Below are 25143 nucleotides of genomic sequence, written 5' to 3'. Positions count from 1 at the left end.
ATGGCTAGTCATTTTCGGCTTGATAAAGTGTTGAAAATTAGAGAAAAAGAAAAAGATCTTTCAGAGATTGAATTTGCTAATGCTCAGCAACGTTTCGAAAGTGTAGCCCGTACGTTATACGAATTACTGAAAAAAAAGGAAGAACTTGAAAAACAACATGAGTATAACATGCGTGTCGGGGTTCAGGCGGATACGATTCGCCAGTATAACTTGCACTTACAGTCGTTACAAAACTCAATTATGGAACAGCAAATGATCGTTAATCATGCAAGGTTTGAAATGGAGCAAAAGCGAAATTTAATCGTTCACAAGTCAGTAGAAGTAAAAAAATATAACCTTTTAAAAGATAAGCATATCGAGAACGTGTTATCAAAAATGAAAAAAGAAGAAAATAATCAATTAGACGAATTGTCGATTTTGAAATTAGGTGAACGATATGGTGTCTAGCAAACTACAATGGTTTTTCTTTGTTGTTATTATTCCATTAATTTTTGCGCTAATCGTTTACAGTGTCATCATGACGTTTATGGGAAAAAGTGTTGTTGATCAAGCGAAATCAATCGGAGCTCACATTCCTTTTATTTCTAGTTCTCAAGATGAAATGAACGATTCAAAAACGGATAGTAAAGATAATTTGGAAAAAGAGATTGAGAGATTGACAGCAAAAATTCATGAACAAGAACAAAATTTGCGTGAATTGGAAAATAAACTACTCGAAAAAGATGATGAACTTATCGATGCCAAAGAGACGATACTTAAGCTTGAAAAGCAGTTAGAAAATGCTGAAGAAGCTGGGGTGCTTGAAAGCCAAAGTGTTAAAGAGACGGCAAAAATGCTATTATCCATGTCTCCGAAAGACGCGGCATCGATTATCTCAGAAATGCAAAATAGTGAAGTTCTTCCTGTTCTCCAAGAGATGAAGCCATCAGATAGTGGAAGAATTGTAGCGAAATTGGAGCCAAAACGTGCATCAAGTCTTATGAAAGCATTATTAGCTGAAGATTGAAAGATTGTATTTGAAAGGGGGTGAAAAAAGTGAACATCGCAAACCTCATTCAATTACCAAACAGTAATATCGGATCATTCGGTTCACATGTTCAACCGAGTATAACTGAATCTCCATTTCACAATTTACTTGAACAGCAAGTCACCTGGTTGCCTGATAATAGTGAAACGTTCATGAACGAAACATTAGAACATGAAACGTTGCGACATGAATTGAATTCACTGTTATCCTTGCTTTTGAACTTAACAGAAGAAGAAGTAAGTGAACTTTTCGGTGAAGAGTTAGCGATCACATTGTATCCAGATATATTGAATTGGCAACGTCAAGTAAATGAAAAAATGGATGTTGACATTGATACTTTAGTACACTCCTTTTTTGCAATCTTTCAGATTCAAACAGAAAACATTGCAAACGTTCAGAACGTTAAGGACAACGTAACTTTTTTACAGTCATTTAATGAAGAGTCAAAGTCTGTTATTTTACGCTTGCTCCATGTCTTTGCTTTGACAAAATCACAGCATGAAAATCGACCAAATAAACGAATGCTTTTTCAATTTCAGAAGCAAGAAGAAGCGGTTATTTCACAAGTGAACAATCTTTCACAAATAAGAAAAATTCTCGCAAATGTCAGTGAAATAGAGCAACGTGCAAATATGAAATTTGCTCAATATGAAAACGGTACGGCAGAAGACAAAGGCAATCGGTTGATGGCGACTCAACAAAATATTTCTTTTCCGCAGACGGTGATGGACCGAATTCACCAGTTGGAATTCCGAATTCACCTCTTGAATGAAACGGATTCAGCGGCCTTAGCTAAACAATTTGAAAAAATTTTAGCGAGTAGCCAACTTCGAACATTTAAAAACGGATTAACACAATTACATGTTCGATTGCACCCTGAGCATCTCGGGTCACTATCGGTAAAACTGACCCAACAAGACGGTCAGTTGATCGCTCGAATTGTAGCTCAGACAGAGACAGCAAAAAGTTTAATCGAGTCACAATTACATCAATTACGTCAAGCCTTTGTCACGCAAAACATTCAAGTAGAAAAGATTGAAGTTCTAACTGAAAGCAGCGAGCAGCAACAGCAGAATCAATCGAAATCAAGTCGGGATCAACAAGATGAACATGAAATGGCGCAACGAAATGGACAAGATGAGCGCGACCGAGATAAAGAAGAACAATCGTTTAAAGAATGGCTTGAGTCGCTAATTTTATAAAGGAAGGGATGAGTAATGAATAATAGTTCGATTGATAATTCGTTATATTTATCTAATCTTCCTGGACGATCAGCAACGGGTAACAGTTCTCTCGGCAAAGACGATTTTATGAAAATTTTAATCGCTCAATTGCAAAACCAAGATCCTTTAAACCCGATGGAAGATCGCGAGTTTATTGCACAGATGGCTAGTTTTTCAAGTCTTGAACAGATGATGAATATGACGCAAATGTTTGAAACGTTTATCGCGAATCAAACGAACACACAAATCGTACAAAATAGCCAAATGATCGGCAAGCAAATTTCGTATATGAGTTACGTTGATACAGACGATGGAAAAGTTGATGAAATAACGAAAACAGGTATCGTTAAGGCGATTTCGTTTAAAGGTGGAAACATGTTATTTGAGCTAGATAATGGTGAAAAAGTAAAACCAGAATTTATCTTTGAAATTCGTGAACTTGGCGATTCACCTTCTGATGAATAGTGTGGTGTTGATTCATGAATTTTAGGATCCATCAACCTCTGATTCAACAGCAATCTACACATGATACAGAAACGATTAAACAAAAAAACAACGACGCAAAATCATTTAAACAATTATTACGAACAGAACTGGTAAATGAAACAAAATTAAAAATGAGCAAACATGCGGAAACCCGTTTTCAACAGAGAGGAATCGCTCTATCAAATGAAACGTGGAATAAAGTTGAGAAAGCGGTGGACGATGCTCGAACAAAAGGGGTAAAAGAAGCATTAATATTGACGAACAGCGCCGCTCTCGTCGTTAGCACCACAAACAAGCTAATCATAACGGCACTTGATCGCATGAGCGCAAGAGAGCATCTGTTTACTAACATTGATGGAACAGTTGTCATTGATGAATAGGCTGGACCGTAATGAAGCGGAGGTCTATACGAGCTGTGGAATGACGGAAGCAGCTTAATGAAAATGAAGGAGTGAATGATCGTGTTACGTTCCATGTATTCTGGGATTAGTGGTTTGAAAAACTTCCAAACTAAGTTAGACGTTATTGGAAACAACATTGCTAACGTAAATACGTATGGCTTTAAAAAAGGCAGAACGACTTTTAAAGATATGGTTAGTCAGCAAATACAAGGGGCAAGTTCTCCACAAATGAACCGCGGCGGAACGAACCCAAAGCAAGTTGGACTTGGGTCGCAAGTCTCAACAATTGATACGATTCATACGCAGGGGAGCCTGCAAACGACAGGACGTTCACTAGATTTAGGTATTTCCGGTGATGGCTTCTTTATCGTAAACGATGGATCCCTTTCCTATTACACGAGAGCAGGAAACTTCTACCTCGACCAAAATGGGAACCTCGTTAATGCAGATGGACTTTACGTACAAGGCTATGCTGCAAATGCGGTTGGTGACATTGATTACTCACAATTGTCGAACTTAAGAATTGCCGCTGGCACAACGATTGCACCGAATGCAACAACGAACATTAGCTTTAAAGGGAATTTGCGTGATAGTACGGAGATTGCGGATAACACGAACAACAGACTTTTTGATCCTAATACCCCTATCGATGAAGATGCATTAAAAGAAGGCTTAAAAAGTGGTGCAATGATGAGTATGAAGGTTGTTGATTCACTTGGAAATACGCATGATTTACAAATAGTTGCACAAAAGATTTCTAGCACAGAATGGCAACTTGGCTATTTATTACCTGATGGAGATAACTATTCATTTAATCAATTAGGTAATATTCAATTTGACGATGATGGTCGTGTTACAGGAAATGCCTCTTTTCAAATTAACCTTCAACCAGGGCAATTAACACAAGGTTACAATGGGAACGCACAAGATCTAACTATTACGGTGGACTTCTCAACCATCACTCAATATGGTTCAGGAAGCACGATTGATGTCGATACGATCGATGGAAATACTGAAGGTTTTTTAGAAGGATTTAACATCTCAGCTGCAGGGGAAATATTCGGCGTGTATACGAACGGGAATGTTCAGCGTCTTGGTCAAATTGCACTTGCGAATTTTAACAACCCTGAAGGATTAACGAAATCTGGTGACAATCTTTACCAAGTTTCTAATAACTCAGGTGTCCCAAATATTGGAATCGCAGGGCAAGATATGGGCATTATTAATGGCGGTTCCCTTGAAATGTCAAACGTTGACCTATCAGAAGAGTTTACGGAAATGATCGTAGCTCAACGTGGATTCCAGGCAAATACGAGAATTATTACGACTTCTGATGAAATCCTACAAGAACTCGTAAATTTAAAACGATAAGAAGGGAGACGGGCTAGGGGTTTCTCTTAGCCCGAACACTTATCAATGATAGAATTGACACGCTTAAATGGTGAAAAATTTACATTGAATGCATTATACATACTGCAAGTTCAATCTTTTCCAGATACGACGATTAAATTAACGAATGGTGATTTAGTCGTCGTTAAAGAAAAGGAATCAGAAGTTATACAAAAGACGATGACCTTTTATAAAAACATCAATATTTTAGGTTTTCAAAAAGGTTTGGGGGGTCAATGATTGGTTAAAAATAGACTTGTTTTTTCGATGGTAGTAACGATGTTAACCATTATTATCATTGGACTAGTTGCAGTTATTATTTATTTTAAGCTTGACGGTGAGTCAGACAAGCAAACGATTAATGACGTTGTTGCATCCTCTTGGGAAACGAAAGAAATTACGACGAATACGAATGATGATCAATTTATAAGAATTCAATTTCAAATTCAACTGAACAACAAAAAAGCAAAAAAAGAAATCGAAAAACGTGATTTCCAAGTATATGACATCATTTACAGCGAACTCACGAGTATGAAAGCTGAAGAATTTGTAGTAAATGAGAAACTGGCTCAATTTGAACGTTCAGTAATCAATGAAATCAATCAAATTTTAGAAGATGGAGAAGTTACTCAAATTTATACGATCCAAAAAATCATTCAATAGCGGTTGATAAGGCTTATGAAACAGAGGTGAGGCCTTTGGCTGATATATTATCACAAAATGAAATTGACGCACTCCTTTCTGCAATTTCAACTGGGGAAATGGATGCGGAAAAATTAAAAGAAGAAGAAAGTGCACGAAAAATAAAAGTGTATGATTTTAAACGTGCATTGCGATTTTCGAAAGATCAAATTCGTAGCTTAACGAGAGTACATGAAAACTTTGCTAGGTTATTAACGACGTTGTTTTCGGCTCAATTACGAACGTATGTTGATATTTCAGTAGCATCGGTTGAACAACTTCCGTATGAAGAGTTCATTCGTTCAGTTCCATCAATGACGATTATGAACATCTTTGAAGCACCACCGCTTGATGGAAGAATGCTGATTGAAGTAAATCCGAACATTTCTTTTGCAATGTTAGATCGATTGCTAGGTGGTAAGGGAGAAAGTGTAAATAAAGTCGATAATTTAACAGAGATTGAAACGAGACTTATGAATCAACTGTTTGAAAGCTCGTTAGAATCATTTCAGGAAGCATGGCAATCAATTATTGGTATCGAACCGAAAATGCTTGATTTTGAAGTGAATCCACAATTTTTGCAGCTTGTATCACCTAATGAAACAGTTGTTGTCGTTTCTCTAACGATGTCAATTGCTGAAACAAGCGGTTTAATTAACATTTGTATCCCACACGTAGTGCTTGAACCAATTATTCCAAATTTGTCTATGCATTATTGGATGCAAAATCAAAAGAAAAGCTCGAAAGTTGAAGCCGAATTGCTTCAAAAAAGATTACAGCTTGCACGTTTGCCAATCATTGCTCAATTAGGTGAAACCGATATTACAATTCAAGATTTTTTACAGCTCAATGTGAATGATGTCATTCCACTGCGACAAAAAATTGATCACCCATTGTCAATTAAAGTTGGAGAGAAAACTAAGTTTCTCGGTCAAGCAGGTACGAACAATAAAAAAATGGCGATTCAAATTTTAGAAGTGTTAGAGGAAGGAGTGAGTGTAGATGAGTGATGATATGCTTTCCCAGGAAGAAATCGATGCATTGCTAAAAGGCGATGATGAGTCTGTGCAAACGCAAGATGAAGGTGTCAATTTAGAAGAACACTTATCAATCATTGAACAGGATGCACTTGGTGAAATGGGGAATATCTCGTTTGGAAGTGCGTCAACTGCATTATCGTTACTGTTAGATCAGAAAGTCGATATAACTACTCCTTCAGTATCATTAATTGTTAGGGACAACTTGGCGGTTGAATTTCCAGAGCCAAACGTTGCGATCAACGTGAAATATACGGAAGGTTTTGAAGGAGAAAATGTTCTCGTTATTCATGAAAGTGATGCAAAAATTATTGCCGATTTAATGCTCGGGGGAGATGGCACAAATCTATCTGAAGAGACATTAAATGAGATTCAATTAAGTGCGGTTCAAGAAGCAATGAATCAAATGATGGGTTCAGCATCGACATCTATGTCTACCATTTTTAATAAAAAAGTTGATATTTCACCACCGACGATTGAGAAGTTAAATGTAAAAAAAGGTGAAGGTACGGATAAAATTCCAAACGATAATTTTTTAGTGAAAGTTTCATTCTCACTAAAAGTTGGGCAGTTAATTGATTCAAAAATTATGCAAATTTTGCCCATACCTTTTGCAAAAAAAATGGTGAATGATTTATTGAATCCAATGGCCGAAGAGGAGTTGAACCCAATCGCTGAAGAGGAGTTGAAACGTGAAGCTGAAATGGAAAAAAAAGAAGTTAGATCTCAAGGAGAAAAAATGCAAACAAATGATTCAACAGCGACTAGTAATCGAATGGAACAAGTACAAGCATCTTCAGTACAACCAGCTGCCTTTTCAGACTTTCATGACGTTCCTCAGCAACCAGCTGATACACAAAATTTAGATTTACTACTTGATATTCCGTTATCTGTCACAGTTGAATTAGGGAGAACGAGTCAAGCTATTAAAGATATTTTAAATTTATCTGCTGGCTCGATTGTTGAACTTGATAAGCTCGCTGGAGAACCTGTCGACATTTTAGTTAATAATAAGCTCATTGCAAAAGGCGAAGTTGTTGTTATAGATGAAAACTTTGGTGTTCGTGTCACCGATATCATTAGCCAAAAAGAACGCATTAGAAACTTACAATAATTCAGGGGGAATACAGAGATGGGAAATCGGATTTTAATCGTTGACGATGCAGCTTTTATGCGCATGATGATTAAAGATATTTTAACAAAAAATGGATTTGAAGTTGTCGGTGAAGCTGGAGATGGTGCAGAGGCTGTTGAAAAATATAAAGAATTAAATCCCGATTTAGTAACGATGGATATTACGATGCCTGAAATGGATGGAATCACATCATTGAAAAAAATTAAAGATATGGATCCTGATGCTAAGATTGTCATGTGTTCGGCGATGGGGCAACAGGCAATGGTTATAGAAGCCATTCAAGCAGGTGCAAAAGACTTCATCGTAAAACCATTTCAAGCAGACCGTGTGATCGAAGCTATAAAAAAGACATTAAGCTGAGTAGGTGTCTCGCTTTGTATAAAAAGCTTATCTTCATAATTAGTTTCTGTTTTATTTTAAGTAGTTTACTGTACGTTCCAAACATTGTTAATGCGAAAGATGAAACTGTTGATGATTGGTTAAAAACTGAAGAAGAACAGAGTGAACAAACACGAGCGCCTTCTCTGGAACAGTCTGAAAAGGAACGAAGCGACAGTCTTTCGTTTCCGTTCTTTAAAATGCTATTTGCACTTGCTTTCGTTGTTTTCCTTATTTATGCACTTGCGAAATTTTTAAATAAACGTACGCGTGCATTTAGCGGAAGTCGGTCGTTAGAATCTTTTGGCGGTATTTCAGTGGGACAAAACCGGTCCATTCAAATTATTAAGGTCGGTGAACGCTTACTCGTTGTTGGAGTCTCTGATTCGATTCAACTTTTAAAGGAAATTAGTGATGAACATGAGATTCAACAGTTTATTCAAGAACGTGAGACATTAGAACAAGAAGATCTATTTGCTAAATCAAAGCAATGGTTGCGAAGTAAACAGTCAAACAAAAATGAATCATTCACTGCAATTCTTGATAAGCAATTAAAAAAAATAGTACAAGATAGAAAAAATATTTACTCAAATGTGAAGAAAAAGGAGTCAAGTGATGAATGAATTGATACCCGGTTTATTTACGCAACCGGACACTTTAACAACGACAGTTCAATTATTACTTTTGTTAACGGTTCTTTCATTGGCTCCTGCAATTTTAGTTTTAATGACGAGTTTTACTAGAATCGTCGTCGTTTTGTCGTTTGTGAGAACGTCGCTCGCGACTCAACAAATGCCACCAAATCAAGTGTTAATTGGACTCGCTCTCTTTTTAACTTTTTTCGTCATGGCCCCAGTTTTTCATGATGTGAATGAAAATGCAATCCAGCCATTAACGAGCGGTGAAATAACGTCAGAAGAAGCATTTGCTGAAGGTACGAAGCCAATGAAAGAATTTATGGCAAAATATACGAGGCAAAAAGACTTATCTCTTTTTATGAACTATTCCAAAATGGAAAGACCCGAATCGATAGAAGACATCTCATTAACGGTTCTAGTACCAGCATTTGTTATAAGTGAATTGAAAACAGCGTTTGAAATCGGCTTTATGCTGTTTGTTCCATTTCTCATTATCGATATGGTTGTCGCAAGTGTCCTAATGTCAATGGGGATGTTAATGCTCCCACCAATCATGATTTCATTGCCATTTAAAATTTTGCTATTCGTCTTAGTTGACGGTTGGTTTTTAATTGTCCAATCGCTCTTATTAAGTTACCAATAGCGATCGATTTGTAAATGTAAAGTAGGTGATTGAGAATGACGCCAGATTTTGTAATTTCATTAGCAGAACGTGCGGTTTTTACGACTTTGCTTATTGCTGCACCATTATTATTAATTGCCCTTGCCGTTGGCTTACTTGTTAGTATTTTTCAAGCAACGACACAAATTCAAGAGCAAACGCTAGCGTTTATACCTAAAATCATTGCAGTCCTTGTCTCGTTAATTTTTTTCGGACCCTGGATGTTATCACAAATTCTTAATTTTACCTACGACATGTTTACGAATTTGCAAAGGTTTGTTAACTGATGGAGCATTTTCTTAATAACATTCCATTATTTTTACTTGTTTTTACTAGAATTAGCGCATTTTTCGTTTCAGCGCCATTATTTTCGTATCGGAACATTCCGCTCATGAATAAAATAATTATTTCAGCAGCGCTCGCCTTTTTTGCAAGTTTTACGCTTGAACATCCGAGCGAATTGCTTATTGATAGTACATATTTTTTGCTAATTTTAAAAGAAGCTACGGTCGGTGTCGGAATCGGTTTAATTGCAATGTTAATTTTTTATGCCGTTCAAGTTGCAGGCGGTTTTATCGATTTTCAAATGGGGTTTGCAATTGCGAACGTCGTTGATCCACAAACAGGGGCACAAACTCCATTGCTAGGTCAATTTTTTTATGTATTTGCTCTCTTATTTTTATTATCGGTAGATGGCCACCTTATTTTACTAGATGGAATTTTTAACAGTTATTTATTGATTCCCGTAGACAAGCTGTTTTTACCGTTTTCCGATGGACAAACAGCAAAATATGTGACAGAAAGCTTTACGAAAATGTTTATTATTGCTTTTCAAATGTCGATTCCGGTTGTGGCGTCATTGTTTTTAGTTGATATCGCGCTAGGCTTTATTGCGAGAACCGTTCCTCAAGTGAATGTATTCGTCGTTGGTTTACCGTTAAAAATTTTTGTCAGCTTTGTCGTATTGCTCGTATCATTTTCTGTTTTATTCTCAATGGTGAATTACTTGTTTACTGAAATGTTTACGGTTATGAGAACATTAATGAGGCTAGCTGGAGGCGTTTAAGCTTGGCATATTTGAAAATTGATTTGCAATTTTTCTCACAAGAGAAAACTGAAAAAGCAACACCGAAAAAACGCCAAGATACGAGAAAAGAAGGTAGAGTTGCTAAAAGTGCTGACGTCAACACCGCAATTATTCTATTGTTTGTTTTTCTGTTTTTATGGTTTTTCGGAAGCTTTTTACGTGAAGACATCTTAAAAATTTTTGAAATAAGTTTTAATGAATATGTGTTAATCGGTGTTACTGAACAGTCGATTCGTCTCATGATGACGGATTTATCAATACAAGCTGCTAAAGTTCTTTTGCCGATTTTTTTAGCCGCAATTATCGGTGCATTAGTAAGTAATTACATGCAAGTAGGAGTGCTATTTACAACGAAGCCGCTTATTTTAAAGCTTGAGAGAATTAACCCGATACAAGGTGCAAAGCGAATGTTCTCAGCACGAGCACTCGTCGAATTATTAAAAGCAATGCTGAAAATTACATTAGTCGGAGTCGTTACGTTTACGATTCTTTGGTTGCACAAGGAAGAAGTGTTTCGGCTTACATCTACGTCACCTAATACAACATTAGCTGTTATCGGGAATCTGACTGTAAAAATGGGTGTGTTTACATCAATATTATTAATCTTTTTATCTATATTTGATTACGTGTATCAAAAATATGATTTTGAAAAAAATATTCGAATGTCGAAACAAGAAGTAAAAGATGAATATAAAAAAATCGAAGGCGACCCACTCATTAAGTCAAAAATAAAAGAACGACAAAAGCAAATGGCAATGCAGCGTATGATGCAAGAAGTACCGAAAGCAGATGTCGTCATTACAAACCCGACACATTTCGCCGTCGCTCTAAAATATGATGAAGAGACAATGGAAGCACCACAAGTCGTTGCGAAGGGTGTCGATTACATTGCATTAAAAATAAAAACAATCGCAGAAACAAACGATGTTGTAATCGTTGAAAACCGACATTTAGCACGTGCGCTTTATAAAGAAGCAGAAATTGGTGATACGGTGCCAGAGCAGCTCTTTCAAGCTGTGGCAGAGGTGCTAGCTTATGTATATCGATTGAAACAGAAAATTTAATTAAGAAGGGAGGTCTCATTCATGTCTTTCAAAAACTTATCCGTGCTCATTGGTGTTATTCTCATTATTGCGATGCTCGTTATTCCATTTCCACCTGTGTTACTTGACTTTTTAATCATAACGAATATTTTATTAGCCTTAATTATTATTCTCGTATCTATGAATATGAATGAGCCGTTACAGTTTTCCGTTTTCCCTTCGCTTTTATTGCTCGTTACTTTATTTCGCTTAGGTTTAAACGTGTCAACGACTCGTTCAATTTTAAGCAAAGCTGAAGCAGGAAACGTCATCGATACATTTGGAAATTTTGTTATCGGTGGAAATGTATTGGTTGGTTTCGTTGTATTTTTAATCCTTGTTATTATTCAATTTATCGTGATTACGAAAGGAGCAGAACGGGTCTCCGAAGTTGCGGCGCGTTTTACGCTCGATGCGATGCCAGGGAAACAGATGAGTATTGATGCTGATTTAAATGCGGGAATGATCTCTGAGACTGAAGCGAGAGAACGACGACAAAAAGTTGAGAAAGAAGCTGACTTTTACGGCGCCATGGATGGTGCGAGTAAATTCGTTAAAGGGGATGCGATCGCTGGAATTATTATCGTTTTGATCAATGTTATTTTCGGTATGATCGTCGGAATGATGCAAATGGGGATGGACTTAGGCTCGGCTGTTAGCACGTATACCCTATTAACGGTTGGTGATGGACTCGTCTCGCAAATTCCAGCGTTAATCATTTCGACAGCTACTGGGATTGTCGTAACTAGAGCAGCATCAGACGGAAATTTAGGTCAAGATGTGACGGGGCAATTATTATCATATCCAAATATGCTTATTGTCGCCGGTATTACAATTTTTCTTTTAGGAATTTTAACTCCAATCAATGACATGATTACGATACCGATAGCGTTAGCCGTCGCTTCGGGAGGATTTCTCCTCTTGCGTTCTGAACGTGAAAAAGATGAGCTAGCCCTCGAAGAAGTGGATGATATCAAAACAGAAGAGTTCAAAAGTCCAGAAAGCGTTATGGATTTAATCGATATAGATCCAATTGAATTTGAATTTGGATACGGCTTAATTCCGTTAGCGGATGCGAACCAAGGCGGAGACTTACTCGATCGCATTATTATGATTCGCAGACAATTAGCACTTGAACTCGGTCTCGTTATTCCAGTCGTAAGAATTCGTGATAATATCCAACTCCAACCGAATGAGTATCGAATAAAAATTAAAGGGAACCCAGTTGCACGTGGCACAATCATGCTCGACCATTATTTAGCAATGAGCCCAGGAATTGATGATGAGTCAATTGAAGGAATCGAAACGACTGAACCAGCCTTCGGTCTTCCTGCACTTTGGATTAATGAAGAAATGAAAGAAAAAGCGGATGTTGCTGGGTATACCGTCGTCGATCCACCATCGGTTATTTCAACGCACTTAACCGAAGTGATCAAGCAGTATGCGTATGAATTGCTCGGAAGAGAAGAAACGAAAAAATTAGTCGATCATTTAAAAGAAACACATCCAACGACAGTTGAAGAAGTCACGCCTGAACATTTATCATACGGTGATATTCAGAAAGTGTTAGCGAAACTTTTAAAAGAACGTGTAGCGATTCGAAACTTGTCTGTTATTTTCGAAACGTTAGGTGATTTTGCACGAATGACAAAAGATACAGAGCTATTAACGGAATACGTTAGACAGGCGTTAGCGCGTCAAATTACAAACCAATATGTAACAGAAAACGGTGTAGTTAAAGTGTTGACGTTAAGCGGTTCGGTTGAAAAAATGATCGCCGACTCAATAAAACAATCTGAACACGGCAATTACTTAGCGATGGATCCTGTAGAAAGTGAACAGCTCTTTCATCGTATTAAAAATGAAATTGAAACGATTGCGTGGGAAAATACGGCGATTATCCTTTGTTCCCCTGCTGTTAGAATGTATGTGAAACAGCTCATTGAAAGGTATATGCCTGACGTTGCTGTTTTATCTTATAACGAGTTAGAGCCCGATGTCGAAGTTCAGAGCGTAGGAGTGGTGAATTTATAATGAAAGTAAAAAAATATATTGCATCTTCAATGCCTGAAGCGATGGGAAAAATTCGTGCTGAACTCGGTGAGGATGCAGTCATCCTCGTCTCAAAAAATATATCGACAGGTGGTTTTCTCGGACTATTTTCAAAAAAAAAGATAGAAGTCATCGCTGCTATTGACGAACAGCCAAAGAAAAAATTAAAAACAAAATCTCATGCTGCCCATTCTCTACCAATCCGCGAAAATCAAACCTTGCTTTCGGAAATGCAAGAATTAAAAAAACAACTGAAACAAATGAAACAGCAAACAAACAATGAAAGTGAATCGTTATTTGAAATCAATCAAATTTTTAAGAAACATGATATTCGTCAATCACTCATTGAGCGAATCAATGAAAACTTAATGGAGCGGTATGAACAACAACAATTGCGTACAATTCCTTATGATATTCAAAAGCAATGGACGAGCGACTATTTGTTACACGTGTTAAAAGATAAAAAAATTGGCGGCTTTCAATATGAGAAACGAATGTTAAATATTGTAGGTCCAACAGGTGTTGGTAAAACGACGACAATTGCTAAAATTGCTGCGAAAGCAGTTTTGCAGGACAATAAAAAAGTTGCTTTCATCACGACAGACACATATCGAATCGCTGCCATTGAACAATTAAAAACGTACGCTGAACTATTAAATATCCCGGTAGAGGTTGCTTACAATTTACAAGATTTTAATGAAGCAAACGAAAAATTTCAAAATTACGAACTTGTCATTGTTGATACAGCCGGAAGAAACTTCCTCGACAAGAAATATGTTGAGCAGTTAAATAAAATCGTTAATTTTAACGAGGAAATGGAAACTTATCTCGTTCTATCATTAACGTCGAAATACGAGGATATGAGAAAAATCATTCGCCAATTTAACCAATTTCCGATCGAGAAGGTCATCTTTACTAAAAAGGATGAAACTTCCAGTTATGGGGCTATGGTTAATGTAATGGATGAATTCTCTTTAGGCTTAGCATATGTGACAGATGGACAAAATGTACCAGAAGATATTGTCATTCCTTCGATTGACTACATTGTCGAAAGTTTGTTTGAAGGTGTAAACGATGTATGATCAAGCAGAAAATTTAAGAAAACAAATTGAACGTAATCGAACAGGAATAAAAACGAAAGTTGTATCCGTTGTAAGTGGAAAAGGAGGTGTTGGGAAAACAAATATTTCAGTCAATTTAGCAGTCGGACTAAGTCGAATTGGCAAAAAAGTACTTGTTATTGATTTAGATATTGGGATGGCAAATATCGATATTATTACGGGTGTAACACCTCATTTTTCAATTGTCGATATGATTGAACAGAAGCTGTCCATCTTCGACATCATTACCGAGGGTCCTGCAGGGATTGCGTTAATTGCTGGTGGCAGTGGATTGTCAAAAATTTTTCAACTTGATGCTATTAAATTCTCGTATTTTGTTAGGCAAGTAGAGCAACTTAATTATCATTATGATTACATATTGTTTGATTTAGGCGCAGGAATTACGAAAGACAGTTTAAATTTTATTTTAGCAAGCCATGAAATGATGATTGTGTTAACGCCAGAACCGACATCGATAACAGATGGCTATGCACTCGTAAAAGCAATTAATCAACAACAAGATCAACAGTTGCCCATGTTTTTACTAGTGAACTCTTGTGAAAATGAAGATGAAGGATATGAAACTGCAACAAGATTTAAACGAACAGCCCTTCAGTTTTTAAATGTTGAAATTTCAATTGTCGGTACATTGCCGTTCGATCGGACGGTTTCTAAAGCAGTACGTGCACGAATACCGTTCCTCATCTATGCACCAAAATCAAAAGTGAGTGTTTCGATGGATAAGATCATTTACACATATTCTGGTCAGGAGCCAATCGAGAAAAAAGGCTTGGATAGCTTTTTAATGAAGTTGTCTACATTATTTTTATCAAAGGTAAAGAAGAGGTAGTGCGAATGTCCATTAAACAACTAGTCTGTATCGGTACGAGCACAGGTGGACCGCGAGCGCTTCAACAGCTTTTACCACAGTTCCCAAAAGGTTTATCGTCACCAATTTTAATTGTTCAACATATGCCACCAATATTTACAAAACAGCTAGCAGAGCGGTTAAACATGATATCGAATATTGAGATTAAAGAAGCCGAACATCATGAAATAATAAAAAGTGGTACTGCTTATATTGCGCCTGGGGGCATGCACATGACAGTTAATCGATTGAGTAAGACAGAGTTGCAAATAAACTTAGATCTTTCTGAACCGATTAAGGGACATCGTCCGTCGCTCGATCGACTGTTTCAATCGTTAAAAAAGCTAAAAGAGTATCGTATCGTTTCTGCGATTCTGACGGGGATGGGCTCAGACGGAACAAATGGTTTAAAAGCATTAAGTCAATCTCATTATGACAAACTCTACTCGATAGCTGAATCCGAAAAGTCGTGCATCGTTTTCGGAATGCCGAAAGCAGCGATACAAGCAAATGTAGTAGATGAAATTGTAGAACTAAATCAGATGTTTAACACGATTATGAAACAATTACAGTGAGGAGGGTGTCCTTTGGAAACGAATCAATATTTAGATTTATTTCTAGATGAAAGTAGAGAACATTTACAAGCTGTGAATGATTATTTACTTGACTTAGAGAAAAACCCTAACGAACTAGCTTATGTAAATGAAATTTTTCGTTCTGCGCATACGCTTAAAGGTATGGCCGCCACAATGGGGTATGAAGATATTGCGAATTTAACTCATAAAATGGAAAACGTCCTCGATCGGATTAGAAATGAAGAACTTTCCGTTACATCACACCTTTTGGATGTTTTACTAAATGCAGTAGAAGCTTTAGAAAGTATGGTTGCACTCATCAGTACTGGTGGGGATGGACAGCAAGATGTAAGTCATCTCATCTCGATGCTGAATGAAATCGAGAATGGAAATAATGATGGTGTGGCAAATTCTTCGGTGGATCGTGAAGATGTTTCTGCTTCTTTGCAATTGAATGAGTTTGAACGAGCAGTGATTGAAGAGTCAAAAGAACAAGGCTTTCAACCGTTACATATTACAGTTTATTTAGAAGAAGATTGTCTATTAAAAGCTGCACGAACATTTATGGTTTTTGAAGTGTTAGAAAAACTTGGTGAAGTGATCAAATCAGAACCACCAGTCGAAAAGTTAGAGGAAGAGAACTTCGAAGATCGATTCACGCTCGTTTTCCTAACGAAAGAAAATCAAGAAGATATTCAGAAAAAGATTATGAAAGTGTCTGAAATTAAGAAAGTTGAAGTTTCAATACTTGAAAACAAAAAAGAAGACCCCCAACCAAAAGAAGAAACACCTAAACTTGAGAAAAAACAAAAAGCTCCGGTTCAATCGAAAATGAATATGCAAAGTTCAAAAACGATTCGTGTCAATATTGAACGTCTTGATCAACTTATGAATTTATTTGAGGAACTTGTCATTGATCGCGGGCGTCTCGAAGAAATTTCAAAAGAGTTACAAGTGAAAGAATTAAGTGAAACAGTAGAAAAGATGACACGAATTTCGAGCGATTTGCAAAACATCATTTTAACAATGAGAATGATGCCGATTGAACAAGTTTTTAATCGATTTCCACGGATGATTCGCAGTCTAGCAAAAGAGTTAGATAAACAAGTAAACTTTGAAATTATCGGTGCTGAAACAGAACTTGATCGGACAGTGATTGATGAAATTGGTGATCCACTCGTTCACCTTCTTCGCAACTCATTGGATCACGGGATTGAATCACCGGATGTTCGTGAGAAGATGGACAAAGATCGTGTCGGAAACGTTACATTAAAAGCTTATCAAAGTGGTAATCACGTGTTCATTGAGATTGAAGATGATGGGGCTGGTATAAATGTAGAAAAAGTGTTAAAGAAAGCAATTGAAAACGAAGTTGTAAGTACGAGTGAAGCAGAAAGCCTATCCGATGAAGAAGTGTTTCAGCTTATATTCTCATCGGGATTTAGTACAGCAGAAGTGGTCTCAGACGTATCAGGGCGTGGGGTTGGTCTTGATGTTGTCAAAACGAAAATTGAATCGTTAGGTGGCACCGTTTTTGTTGAGTCTGAACGTGGAAAAGGAAGCCGTTTCATTATTCAACTACCACTCACATTATCGATTATTTCTGTATTGCTTGTAGAAATTGGAAAAGAAAAATACGCAATTCCGCTTTCTTCAATTATTGAGACTGCAATCATTACGGAAAGAGATATGTTTCACGCACATAATCAAAGAGTCATAGACTTTCGCGGGAAGGTCGTTCCACTTGTCTTTTTAAATGACTTATTTGAAGTTCCGAACCGTGAACAAGCCGACGAATTTTATTCAATCGTCATCGTTAAAAAAGGTGAAAAGATGGCTGCTCTTGTCGTAGATGAGTTTATTGGACAACAGGAAGTTGTATTAAAATCTCTCGGAAATTATTTGACTAACGTATTTGCGATTTCTGGAGCAACGATACTTGGTGACGGACAAGTTGCATTAATTATCGATTGTAATGCTTTAATCAAATAACACGATTAAAAAGGAGAGATAGCGATGTCTGAAAACAATCAAATTATTAAAGCGGTAATTTTTCAGTTGAAAGATGAAGAGTATGGCGTTGATGTTCAACAAGTACAGTCTATTGAACGTATGCTTCATATTACACGAGTACCTAAAATGCCTGACTTCGTAAAAGGGGTCATTAATTTAAGAGGAATTGTAACCCCGATTATTGACTTAAAAGAACGCTTTTCAATCGAAACGACGGATTATACAAATAGTACGAGAATTATTATCGTACAAGTTGTAGATAAAGAAGTTGGATTAATTGTTGACTCCGCGAACGATGTTATTGATATACCGACAGATAAAATAGAGCAACCTCCTGAAGTTGTCGGTCGCATTGAATCCGATTATATTCGAGGCGTAGCGAAACTTGATGAACGCTTGCTCATTTTATTAAATTTAAATAAAGTATTGAACGCAGAAGAACTGTCTGCCATTGCGAACATTGAGGCGTAGAAGACATGCTGTCTAAAATTAACGCTTTTCACCTTGATATTTTAAAAGAAATTGGCAACATTGGTGCGGGTCACGCAGCAACAGCGTTATCCTCGATGCTTAAAAGTAGCATTGATATGAAAGTTCCATATGTAAATATTATGTCATTTGATGAAGTAACGGAACGATTCGGTGGAGAAGAAGCATTGATTGCTGCTGTGTTTTTCCGAATTGAAGGCGATGCACCAGGAAGCATGTTTTTTGTTTTGACAGTCGATCAAGCTTCTAAACTATTAACTGAAATTACTGGGCAATCCGTTAACTTACGAGAGCCGCCTTATGATGAATTAGCGATGAGTGCTTTTCAAGAAATCGGAAATATTTTAACAGGATCGTATTTAACTTCATTAGCTGATTTTACGAACTTAAATTTACAGCCTACCGTCCCTGCAGTCGGGATTGATATGGCAGGTGCGCTCATCCATTATGGGCTCATTCAAATTTCAAAAGAAAGTGATTATGCAGTCGTGATCGATACAGTATTTTCGGAAAGTAATAACGTTTCATCGCTATTAAAAGGACAAGTATTGCTTCTGCCTGATCCAGATTCATTTCGAACGATATTCACTGCATTAGGAGTGCCATTAGATGAATAGAGCGGTTCAGATTATTAAAGTCGGCTTAGCCGAAATTAAAACAGCACGGCCTCCTCACATCTTAAGAACGAGCGGATTAGGTTCCTGTGTCGGTGTTGTCGTTTATAACGAAAAATTGCATCTCGCTGCAATGGCTCATGTTATGTTACCAGACTCTAGTTTAGCAAGAGACAAACCGTTTCGAGAAGGAAAATATGCTAATACAGCTGTACAAACTTTGCATGAGATGTTAACTCATCACGACGTGCTAGGTCGATTAAAGGCTAAAATTGCAGGAGGTTCTCAAATGTTTCAGTTTCAATCAGATAATGAACTTATGAGAATTGGAAAACGAAATATCGACGCAGTAAAAGATCATTTGCTTAAATTTAACATTCAATTGGTTGCGGAAGATGTCGGTGGAAATACTGGCCGTACGATCGAATTTAATCCTGAAACTTTTATGTTGTCAGTGCGAAAAGTTAATGCAGGAACGATTGAAATTTAAAGGAGGGAATTACATGGGTCAACAGCATGTTCTTGAAAAACAACAGTGGGATTTGTGGTTTGAGAGCCGAGATTCGAAAGCTGCGGAACAGTTGGTAAAAATGTATATGCCACTCGTTGACTATCATGTCCAACGGATTTCTTCAGGATTACCCTCCAATGTTTCATATGAAGAATTAAAAAGTTTAGGCTTGGTTGGTTTATTCGATGCGCTCTCAAAGTTTGATCCCGGTCGTGATTTGAAATTTAACACGTATGCTTCGTTTCGGGTAAAAGGGGCGATTTTAGATGGATTACGAAAGAAAGATTGGTTACCTCGTTCCGTAAGGGAGAAGTCAAAACGGATTGAAAACACGAAAGCGAAACTAGAACAGAAATATTTAAGACACATTTCGATGACTGAAATTGCTGATGAATTAAATATGTCGGAAGCCGAAGTGTTAAAAACGATTCAAGAAAACGCCCTCGCTAACTTAATTTTTATCGATGAAAAATATGATGAAAATAATAACGAACAAAGCCTTCAAATTGAAGATACGACATCGTTAAATCCGGAACAACAAATGATGAAAAATGAGCTTATTCGTGAGTTAAGTGAAGCGATCGTTAATTTAAATAAAAATGAACAATTGGTGATTAACTTATTTTATGAACAAGGCCTTACATTTACAGAAATTGGAAAAGTTTTAAACTTGTCGACATCGAGAATTTCACAAATTCATTCAAAAGCGATACATAAGCTTCGACACATCCTTGATAAAGACGCTTAACGGACGTGTGAAAAGGTGATTGTTAACTATGACGAATTATTTGCTAGTCGTTAGTCTCATCTTGCATTTTATTACATTTTTGATTTTAATCTTAGTCGTAAAAAAAATGAGAACCATGCTTGATTATGAGCGACTCGAAACACAAAAGCGTGAACTTGAAGATTTATTAGCTTTTTATGCAGTTGAGTTAAAAGAAGAAAATGAACGTTTTCTGGAACAAGTACTTGAAGCAAATGAAACAAAGGATCGACATCTCGATCAAATTGAAGAAAAACAACTACAAGAGGAAAAACCAAAAGTAGAAAAAGTGGTGGCAACTGAATCGGTTAGTCATCGGCCAGCCGTTGAAAAAGAGTATGAACCATCGCTAGAGGCACGAGCATTGCAATTATATGAACAAGGATATGAAATTAAGGAAATTGCGAAAAAGTTGAACAAAGGACATGGAGAAATTGAATTATTGTTGAAATTTCACCATTCGTCATGAGTTTCGCTTGTGTCTTTTGTTTTCATATGGTATAGTAACTGTCGTGTAAAATACACACGCTCGTTGATTTAGATGGTGGTTCTGCGCAACGTGTAGCCCATTTAAAGTCGAAGCGAGCGGAGGAAAAAACCAATTAGGAGGAAAAATGAATGGCTGTTATTTCAATGAAACAGTTGTTGGAAGCTGGTGTGCATTTTGGTCACCAAACGCGTCGCTGGAATCCAAAAATGAAACCTTATATTTTCACAGAAAGAAACGGAATTTACATTATCGACTTACAAAAAACTGTGAAAAAGGTTGAAGAAGCTTATCAATTTATTCGTGAAGTTGCTGCGAATGGAGGAAACATCCTTTTCGTCGGCACGAAAAAACAAGCTCAAGAATCTGTGAAAGATGAAGCCGAACGTTCTGGTCAATTTTACATTAACCAGCGTTGGCTAGGTGGTACGTTAACGAACTTCCAAACGATCCAAAAACGAATTGCACGTCTTAAAGATCTAGAACGTATGGAAGAAGATGGAACGTTTAATGTATTGCCTAAAAAAGAAGTGATCTTGCTTAAAAAAGAAATGGATCGTCTTGAGAAATTTTTAGGTGGCATTAAAGAAATGAAAAACTTGCCTGATGCCATCTTTATTATCGACCCACGTAAAGAAAGAATTGCGATTGCGGAAGCGAGGAAATTAGGTATTCCAATCGTCGCTATCGTTGATACGAATTGTGATCCGGACGAAGTCGATTATGTCATTCCAGGTAACGATGACGCTATTCGTGCTGTAAAATTGTTAACTGGTAAAATGGCAGATGCTATATTGGAAGCAAAACAAGGTGAAGAAATGGCGCAAACTGAAGAAGAAATAGAAGAAGCGGAAAAAGCTGAACAATCTGAAGAAGAGCAAGACGAAACAGAAACAACAACGGTTTAACGTAATGTTTAATCGTTTTTTGTGAATGATAATTATATGAATTTAATCGATAAAAGGGTGGTAAGGGGGAATTGCCCTTTATCACCTTTTTTAAACATAGGAGGAAAAACAATGGCTGTTACTGCACAAATGGTAAAAGAGCTGCGTGAAAAAACTGGCGCAGGAATGATGGACTGTAAAAAAGCGTTGACAGAAAATGATGGAAATATGGAAAAAGCGATTGATTGGCTTCGTGAAAAAGGGATAGCCCAAGCTGCGAAAAAAGCGGATCGTATCGCCGCTGAAGGATTAACGGCAATCGAAATTGATGGCAATTCAGCCGTTGTTGCAGAAGTGAACACTGAAACAGACTTCGTTGCAAAAAATGACAGTTTTAAATCGCTACTAAACGATATTACTAAGTTTTTGTTAGCTAAAAAACCGAGTAATGTAGAAGCGGCTTTAGCTGAGAACATGAATGACGAGCAAACGTTAGAAGCGTATTTAAATAACGCGATCGCTAAGATAGGCGAAAAGATTTCGTTGCGACGTTTTTCAATTTTAGAGAAAACAGACAACGGTGTGTTTGGTGCATACTTGCACATGGGTGGTCGAATTGCGGTTCTTAATGTGATTGAAGGTGCAGATGAAGAAACGGCAAAAGATATTGCCATGCACATTGCAGCAGTAAATCCAAAATATATTGATCGCAACGACGTTCCAGAAGAAGAAGTTGAACGAGAAAAAGAAGTTTTAAAACAACAAGCACTGAATGAAGGAAAACCGGAAAACATCGTCGAAAAGATGGTTACAGGGCGTTTAAACAAATACTTTGAAGAAATTTGCTTATTAGATCAAGAATTTGTAAAAGATTCTGATCAAAAAGTAGGCAAATATTTGAAATCAAAAGGTGGTACGATTTCATCTTTCATCCGTTATGAAGTTGGCGAAGGGATGGAGCGTCGTGAAGAAAACTTTGCCGAAGAAGTCATGTCACAAATGAAAAATTAACATCATTTTATAAATTGGGAACACGTCGTGTTCCCTCTTTTTCAAATGAAGTGAACAAATTACATATGGAAACGTACAGTATGATGGTAAGATTTCAATTTTGGAGGAAACTATGAGTGAAGCAAAGTATAAACGTGTTGTTTTAAAACTTAGCGGAGAAGCATTAGCTGGGGAACAAAACTATGGAATCGAACCTAGTGTCATTCGATCGATTGCAACACAAGTAAAGGAAATTGTTGAGCTAGGTGTTGAAGTCGCTGTCGTCGTAGGCGGGGGCAATATATGGCGCGGTAAAATAGGTAGCGAAATGGGGATGGATCGTGCTAATGCTGATTATATGGGAATGCTTGCAACCGTAATGAATTCTTTAGCGCTACAAGATAGTTTAGAAAATATCGGAGTCGAGACACGAGTACAAACATCGATTGAAATGAGACAAGTAGCGGAACCGTATATTCGCAGACGTGCGATTCGCCATCTCGAAAAAAAGCGCGTTGTTATCTTTGCCGCAGGAACAGGAAATCCGTACTTTTCTACAGATACGACAGCTGCTTTAAGAGCCGCTGAAATCGAAGCAGAAGTTATTTTAATGGCAAAAAATAATGTTGATGGGATTTATAGTGCTGATCCGACAATTGATTCAAAAGCGACAAAATATGAAAAATTGTCTTATCTGGACGTCCTAAAACAAGGGCTAGCTGTTATGGACTCAACCGCATCTTCCCTTTGTATGGACAATGATATTCCGTTAATTGTGTTTTCAATTATGAGCGAAGGGAATATAAAACGTGCTGTTTTAGGTGAAGAAATCGGGACAGTAGTTAGGGGGAAAAATTAATGGCAAACGTATTGTTAAAAAATGGCGAAGACAGAATGAAAAAAGCTGTATCTAATCTTAGCAGGGAATTGGCTTCATTAAGAGCGGGACGAGCAAATCCATCACTATTGGAAAAAATTCAGATTGATTATTATGGTGCGCCGACTCCGTTAAATCAACTTGCAGGTGTTTCCGTTCCTGAAGCACGGATGTTGTTAATTCAACCATATGACAAATCAGTCGTTGACGAAATTGAAAAAGCAATTCTGAAATCTGATCTTGGTCTCACTCCTTCAAATGATGGAGATGTCATTCGTATTACAATTCCACCACTAACTGAGGAGCGTCGAGCGGAGCTTGTAAAACTCGTAAAAAAATATGCGGAAGAAAACAAAGTTTCGGTTCGTAATGTTCGTCGGGATATTAATGATGACTTGAAAAAGAGCGAAAAAAATGGTGACATTACGGAAGATGAATTGCGTCGTTTAACGGACGATGTTCAAAAACTAACAGATAAATATGTTGATGAAATTGACAAAGTAGCAGAAGAAAAAGAAAAAGAAATTATGGAAGTATGAATGTAATAGAGTTAAAATAGAAACTAAGATTGAGCAACCCTCTTTATAGGGGGTTTTTTCACTATAAGAGGATGTTCAAAAAGGTGTTATTCGTTACGGATAAAAAAACTTTGCTCCTGTATCGTTTTTTATCTCGTATCTCGTTTAATAGATGATGCTTAGTAGTAAGCTTCCGCGGCTCAATGTAGCATAGAAGGTTTACTAATGCTGGGTCACGCTTGCGTCTAATTTCGCTCCTTTTTGAACACGTATTATAAATGGAATAATGAAATGAATGACATTTCAAGCAAATGGAGGATTATTAATGCTTGGGAGATTCTTTAGACGTAAGGATAACCAAGATTCGACTGAAGTACCTCTAGATTTAACGAATATCCCTTCCCATATTGCGATCATTATGGATGGAAACGGTCGTTGGGCAAAAAAGAGAGGGTTGCCGCGAATCGCAGGTCATCGCGAAGGAACAAAGGTAATAAAAAAAATCGTTAAAAAAGCAAATGAACTTGGAGTATCCATTTTAACTCTATACGCTTTTTCAACTGAAAATTGGAAACGTCCAAAAGATGAAGTAGATTTCCTATTAAAACTCCCGGAAAGTTTTCTGAATACGTATTTGCCAGAATTGATTGAAGAAAATGTCCAAGTTCGGATTATGGGAGAAAAAAGCAATCTACCTGCACATACAGTGAGAGCAGTAGATACTGCAATTGAGCAAACACAACATAATGACGGTTTAATTTTAAATTTCGCTTTAAACTATGGAAGTCGATACGAACTATCAAAAGCAATTCAGCAAATTGCGAGTGACGTAAAAACGGGTTCTTTGTCAATTGAAGACATTAATGAAGATTTGGTTTCAGCACATTTATTTCGTCCCGAGCTAAAAGATCCAGATTTGCTCATTCGTACGAGTGGGGAAATTCGTTTAAGCAATTTTATGTTATGGCAATTAGCATATACTGAACTTTGGTTTACAGATACGTTTTGGCCTGATTTCTCCGAAGATGAACTTGTCCAGGCAGTGAAAGATTATCAATTACGCGGCAGGCGATTCGGAGGCGTACAGTCCGGATAAAAGACCAGCTATAAAAAGTCAAGGAGGTAAAGCAGATTTTGTTATAAATTAATTTCGCTATTTTTAGGCACACCA

At 37.1% G+C, this 25143-nt stretch carries 31 protein-coding genes; all 31 read left to right on the top strand.

Translation table 11 applies throughout. The features are described 5' to 3' along the window. The 31 genes from fliJ to ABU914_RS01005 all read left to right on the top strand — a co-directional run bounded on the left by fliJ (position 1) and on the right by ABU914_RS01005 (position 25068). A complete protein-coding gene (gene fliJ, locus ABU914_RS01155; RefSeq protein WP_379667922.1) occupies positions 1-447 on the top strand; it encodes a flagellar export protein FliJ in 447 nt (148 codons plus the stop codon). Beyond that, positions 440-1006: a MotE family protein gene (locus ABU914_RS01150; protein ID WP_379667921.1), complete on the top strand. Its 567-nt coding sequence runs from the start codon at positions 440-442 to the stop codon at positions 1004-1006. Before fliJ ends, ABU914_RS01150 begins: the two co-directional genes overlap by 8 nt. 29 nt (positions 1007-1035) lie before the next feature. Next, entirely contained in the window at positions 1036-2229 is a 1194-nt protein-coding gene (locus ABU914_RS01145) for a flagellar hook-length control protein FliK (RefSeq protein WP_379667920.1), read from the top strand. Positions 2230-2244: 15 nt separating this feature from the next. Continuing rightward, positions 2245-2715 (top strand): flagellar hook assembly protein FlgD, encoded by a 471-nt coding sequence (gene flgD / locus ABU914_RS01140; RefSeq protein ID WP_379667919.1) that lies wholly within the window; start codon positions 2245-2247, stop codon positions 2713-2715. A gap of 14 nt (positions 2716-2729) precedes the next feature. Then, positions 2730-3116, top strand: coding sequence for a TIGR02530 family flagellar biosynthesis protein (locus tag ABU914_RS01135; RefSeq protein WP_379667918.1), 387 nt, complete (start codon positions 2730-2732; stop codon positions 3114-3116). An 81-nt stretch (positions 3117-3197) separates the two neighbouring features. Next, complete coding sequence (gene flgF, locus ABU914_RS01130; RefSeq protein ID WP_379667917.1) at positions 3198-4508, top strand: flagellar basal-body rod protein FlgF; 1311 nt, start codon at positions 3198-3200, stop codon at positions 4506-4508. Positions 4509-4553: 45 nt separating this feature from the next. After that, positions 4554-4766, top strand: a complete 213-nt coding sequence (locus tag ABU914_RS01125) for a flagellar FlbD family protein (protein ID WP_379667916.1) — start codon at positions 4554-4556, stop codon at positions 4764-4766. Beyond that, positions 4767-5189 carry a flagellar basal body-associated FliL family protein gene (locus ABU914_RS01120; protein WP_379667915.1) on the top strand — a complete coding sequence of 141 codons (423 nt, stop codon included), beginning with the start codon at positions 4767-4769 and terminating at the stop codon, positions 5187-5189. It begins immediately after the preceding gene. 35 nt (positions 5190-5224) lie between these two features. Further along, entirely contained in the window at positions 5225-6217 is a 993-nt protein-coding gene (fliM, locus tag ABU914_RS01115) for a flagellar motor switch protein FliM (protein WP_379667914.1), read from the top strand. Next, the gene (gene fliY / locus ABU914_RS01110; protein ID WP_379667913.1) at positions 6210-7358 is read left to right on the top strand and encodes a flagellar motor switch phosphatase FliY; all 1149 of its coding nucleotides are present in this window, start codon (positions 6210-6212) and stop codon (positions 7356-7358) included. Before fliM ends, fliY begins: the two co-directional genes overlap by 8 nt. Positions 7359-7376: 18 nt before the next feature. Continuing rightward, complete coding sequence (locus ABU914_RS01105; protein WP_379667912.1) at positions 7377-7739, top strand: response regulator; 363 nt, start codon at positions 7377-7379, stop codon at positions 7737-7739. A gap of 14 nt (positions 7740-7753) precedes the next feature. Then, positions 7754-8380, top strand: coding sequence for a flagellar biosynthetic protein FliO (fliO, locus tag ABU914_RS01100; protein WP_379667911.1), 627 nt, complete (start codon positions 7754-7756; stop codon positions 8378-8380). Beyond that, the gene (gene fliP, locus ABU914_RS01095; protein WP_379667910.1) at positions 8373-9038 is read left to right on the top strand and encodes a flagellar type III secretion system pore protein FliP; all 666 of its coding nucleotides are present in this window, start codon (positions 8373-8375) and stop codon (positions 9036-9038) included. The genes fliO and fliP overlap by 8 nt, the downstream gene beginning before the upstream one ends. A gap of 35 nt (positions 9039-9073) precedes the next feature. Continuing rightward, positions 9074-9343 (top strand): flagellar biosynthesis protein FliQ, encoded by a 270-nt coding sequence (gene fliQ / locus ABU914_RS01090; RefSeq protein ID WP_379667909.1) that lies wholly within the window; start codon positions 9074-9076, stop codon positions 9341-9343. After that, the gene (fliR, locus tag ABU914_RS01085; protein WP_379667908.1) at positions 9343-10122 is read left to right on the top strand and encodes a flagellar biosynthetic protein FliR; all 780 of its coding nucleotides are present in this window, start codon (positions 9343-9345) and stop codon (positions 10120-10122) included. Before fliQ ends, fliR begins: the two co-directional genes overlap by 1 nt. 2 nt (positions 10123-10124) lie before the next feature. Next, positions 10125-11207 carry a flagellar biosynthesis protein FlhB gene (gene flhB, locus ABU914_RS01080; protein ID WP_379667907.1) on the top strand — a complete coding sequence of 361 codons (1083 nt, stop codon included), beginning with the start codon at positions 10125-10127 and terminating at the stop codon, positions 11205-11207. A 21-nt stretch (positions 11208-11228) separates the two neighbouring features. Continuing rightward, a complete protein-coding gene (flhA, locus tag ABU914_RS01075; protein WP_379667906.1) occupies positions 11229-13259 on the top strand; it encodes a flagellar biosynthesis protein FlhA in 2031 nt (676 codons plus the stop codon). Continuing rightward, a complete protein-coding gene (gene flhF, locus ABU914_RS01070; RefSeq protein WP_379667905.1) occupies positions 13259-14359 on the top strand; it encodes a flagellar biosynthesis GTPase FlhF in 1101 nt (366 codons plus the stop codon). Before flhA ends, flhF begins: the two co-directional genes overlap by 1 nt. Beyond that, entirely contained in the window at positions 14352-15227 is an 876-nt protein-coding gene (locus tag ABU914_RS01065; protein ID WP_379667904.1) for a MinD/ParA family protein, read from the top strand. Before flhF ends, ABU914_RS01065 begins: the two co-directional genes overlap by 8 nt. A gap of 5 nt (positions 15228-15232) precedes the next feature. Then, positions 15233-15820 carry a CheB methylesterase domain-containing protein gene (locus ABU914_RS01060; RefSeq protein ID WP_379667903.1) on the top strand — a complete coding sequence of 196 codons (588 nt, stop codon included), beginning with the start codon at positions 15233-15235 and terminating at the stop codon, positions 15818-15820. Between the two features lie 12 nt (positions 15821-15832). Continuing rightward, the gene (locus tag ABU914_RS01055; protein ID WP_379667902.1) at positions 15833-17812 is read left to right on the top strand and encodes a chemotaxis protein CheW; all 1980 of its coding nucleotides are present in this window, start codon (positions 15833-15835) and stop codon (positions 17810-17812) included. Between the two features lie 24 nt (positions 17813-17836). After that, a complete protein-coding gene (locus tag ABU914_RS01050; RefSeq protein ID WP_379667901.1) occupies positions 17837-18304 on the top strand; it encodes a chemotaxis protein CheW in 468 nt (155 codons plus the stop codon). Between the two features lie 5 nt (positions 18305-18309). Beyond that, complete coding sequence (locus ABU914_RS01045) at positions 18310-18939, top strand: chemotaxis protein CheC (protein WP_379667900.1); 630 nt, start codon at positions 18310-18312, stop codon at positions 18937-18939. After that, entirely contained in the window at positions 18932-19426 is a 495-nt protein-coding gene (locus tag ABU914_RS01040) for a chemotaxis protein CheD (protein ID WP_379667899.1), read from the top strand. The genes ABU914_RS01045 and ABU914_RS01040 overlap by 8 nt, the downstream gene beginning before the upstream one ends. Before the next feature lie 13 nt (positions 19427-19439). After that, on the top strand, positions 19440-20195 hold the full coding sequence (locus ABU914_RS01035) for a FliA/WhiG family RNA polymerase sigma factor (RefSeq protein WP_379667898.1): 756 nt from the start codon (positions 19440-19442) through the stop codon (positions 20193-20195). Between the two features lie 28 nt (positions 20196-20223). Further along, positions 20224-20682: a DUF6115 domain-containing protein gene (locus ABU914_RS01030; protein WP_379667897.1), complete on the top strand. Its 459-nt coding sequence runs from the start codon at positions 20224-20226 to the stop codon at positions 20680-20682. Positions 20683-20831: 149 nt separating this feature from the next. Continuing rightward, positions 20832-21608, top strand: a complete 777-nt coding sequence (gene rpsB, locus ABU914_RS01025; protein WP_379667896.1) for a 30S ribosomal protein S2 — start codon at positions 20832-20834, stop codon at positions 21606-21608. A 111-nt stretch (positions 21609-21719) separates the two neighbouring features. Then, positions 21720-22598 carry a translation elongation factor Ts gene (tsf, locus tag ABU914_RS01020; RefSeq protein ID WP_379667895.1) on the top strand — a complete coding sequence of 293 codons (879 nt, stop codon included), beginning with the start codon at positions 21720-21722 and terminating at the stop codon, positions 22596-22598. Positions 22599-22710: 112 nt separating this feature from the next. Beyond that, positions 22711-23436, top strand: coding sequence for a UMP kinase (gene pyrH / locus ABU914_RS01015; protein ID WP_379667894.1), 726 nt, complete (start codon positions 22711-22713; stop codon positions 23434-23436). Further along, positions 23436-23993 (top strand): ribosome recycling factor, encoded by a 558-nt coding sequence (frr, locus tag ABU914_RS01010; RefSeq protein ID WP_379667893.1) that lies wholly within the window; start codon positions 23436-23438, stop codon positions 23991-23993. The genes pyrH and frr overlap by 1 nt, the downstream gene beginning before the upstream one ends. A 304-nt stretch (positions 23994-24297) precedes the next feature. Beyond that, complete coding sequence (locus tag ABU914_RS01005; protein ID WP_379667892.1) at positions 24298-25068, top strand: undecaprenyl pyrophosphate synthase; 771 nt, start codon at positions 24298-24300, stop codon at positions 25066-25068. Positions 25069-25143: the final 75 nt, after the last annotated feature.

The sequence above is a fragment of the Pueribacillus sp. YX66 genome (genome assembly GCF_041725775.1).
Classification (GTDB): Bacteria; Bacillota; Bacilli; order Bacillales; family UBA6769; genus Pueribacillus.
The sequence above is the reverse complement of the archived record's forward strand: the minus strand, read 5'-3'. Positions and strand labels throughout refer to the sequence as shown.

What these genes read in the sequence shown, in the direction of transcription:
- fliJ (WP_379667922.1), top strand. Translation starts at nt 1, where the DNA reads ATGGCTAGTCATTTTCGGCTTGATAAAGTGTTGAAAATTAGAGAAAAA.
- flgD (WP_379667919.1), top strand. Translation starts at nt 2,245, where the DNA reads ATGAATAATAGTTCGATTGATAATTCGTTATATTTATCTAATCTTCCT.
- ABU914_RS01135 (WP_379667918.1), top strand. Translation starts at nt 2,730, where the DNA reads ATGAATTTTAGGATCCATCAACCTCTGATTCAACAGCAATCTACACAT.
- ABU914_RS01125 (WP_379667916.1), top strand. Translation starts at nt 4,554, where the DNA reads ATGATAGAATTGACACGCTTAAATGGTGAAAAATTTACATTGAATGCA.
- fliY (WP_379667913.1), top strand. Translation starts at nt 6,210, where the DNA reads ATGAGTGATGATATGCTTTCCCAGGAAGAAATCGATGCATTGCTAAAA.
- ABU914_RS01105 (WP_379667912.1), top strand. Translation starts at nt 7,377, where the DNA reads ATGGGAAATCGGATTTTAATCGTTGACGATGCAGCTTTTATGCGCATG.
- fliP (WP_379667910.1), top strand. Translation starts at nt 8,373, where the DNA reads ATGAATGAATTGATACCCGGTTTATTTACGCAACCGGACACTTTAACA.
- fliQ (WP_379667909.1), top strand. Translation starts at nt 9,074, where the DNA reads ATGACGCCAGATTTTGTAATTTCATTAGCAGAACGTGCGGTTTTTACG.
- fliR (WP_379667908.1), top strand. Translation starts at nt 9,343, where the DNA reads ATGGAGCATTTTCTTAATAACATTCCATTATTTTTACTTGTTTTTACT.
- flhA (WP_379667906.1), top strand. Translation starts at nt 11,229, where the DNA reads ATGTCTTTCAAAAACTTATCCGTGCTCATTGGTGTTATTCTCATTATT.
- flhF (WP_379667905.1), top strand. Translation starts at nt 13,259, where the DNA reads ATGAAAGTAAAAAAATATATTGCATCTTCAATGCCTGAAGCGATGGGA.
- ABU914_RS01065 (WP_379667904.1), top strand. Translation starts at nt 14,352, where the DNA reads ATGTATGATCAAGCAGAAAATTTAAGAAAACAAATTGAACGTAATCGA.
- ABU914_RS01060 (WP_379667903.1), top strand. Translation starts at nt 15,233, where the DNA reads ATGTCCATTAAACAACTAGTCTGTATCGGTACGAGCACAGGTGGACCG.
- ABU914_RS01050 (WP_379667901.1), top strand. Translation starts at nt 17,837, where the DNA reads ATGTCTGAAAACAATCAAATTATTAAAGCGGTAATTTTTCAGTTGAAA.
- ABU914_RS01045 (WP_379667900.1), top strand. Translation starts at nt 18,310, where the DNA reads ATGCTGTCTAAAATTAACGCTTTTCACCTTGATATTTTAAAAGAAATT.
- ABU914_RS01040 (WP_379667899.1), top strand. Translation starts at nt 18,932, where the DNA reads ATGAATAGAGCGGTTCAGATTATTAAAGTCGGCTTAGCCGAAATTAAA.
- ABU914_RS01035 (WP_379667898.1), top strand. Translation starts at nt 19,440, where the DNA reads ATGGGTCAACAGCATGTTCTTGAAAAACAACAGTGGGATTTGTGGTTT.
- ABU914_RS01030 (WP_379667897.1), top strand. Translation starts at nt 20,224, where the DNA reads ATGACGAATTATTTGCTAGTCGTTAGTCTCATCTTGCATTTTATTACA.
- rpsB (WP_379667896.1), top strand. Translation starts at nt 20,832, where the DNA reads ATGGCTGTTATTTCAATGAAACAGTTGTTGGAAGCTGGTGTGCATTTT.
- tsf (WP_379667895.1), top strand. Translation starts at nt 21,720, where the DNA reads ATGGCTGTTACTGCACAAATGGTAAAAGAGCTGCGTGAAAAAACTGGC.
- pyrH (WP_379667894.1), top strand. Translation starts at nt 22,711, where the DNA reads ATGAGTGAAGCAAAGTATAAACGTGTTGTTTTAAAACTTAGCGGAGAA.
- frr (WP_379667893.1), top strand. Translation starts at nt 23,436, where the DNA reads ATGGCAAACGTATTGTTAAAAAATGGCGAAGACAGAATGAAAAAAGCT.
- ABU914_RS01005 (WP_379667892.1), top strand. Translation starts at nt 24,298, where the DNA reads ATGCTTGGGAGATTCTTTAGACGTAAGGATAACCAAGATTCGACTGAA.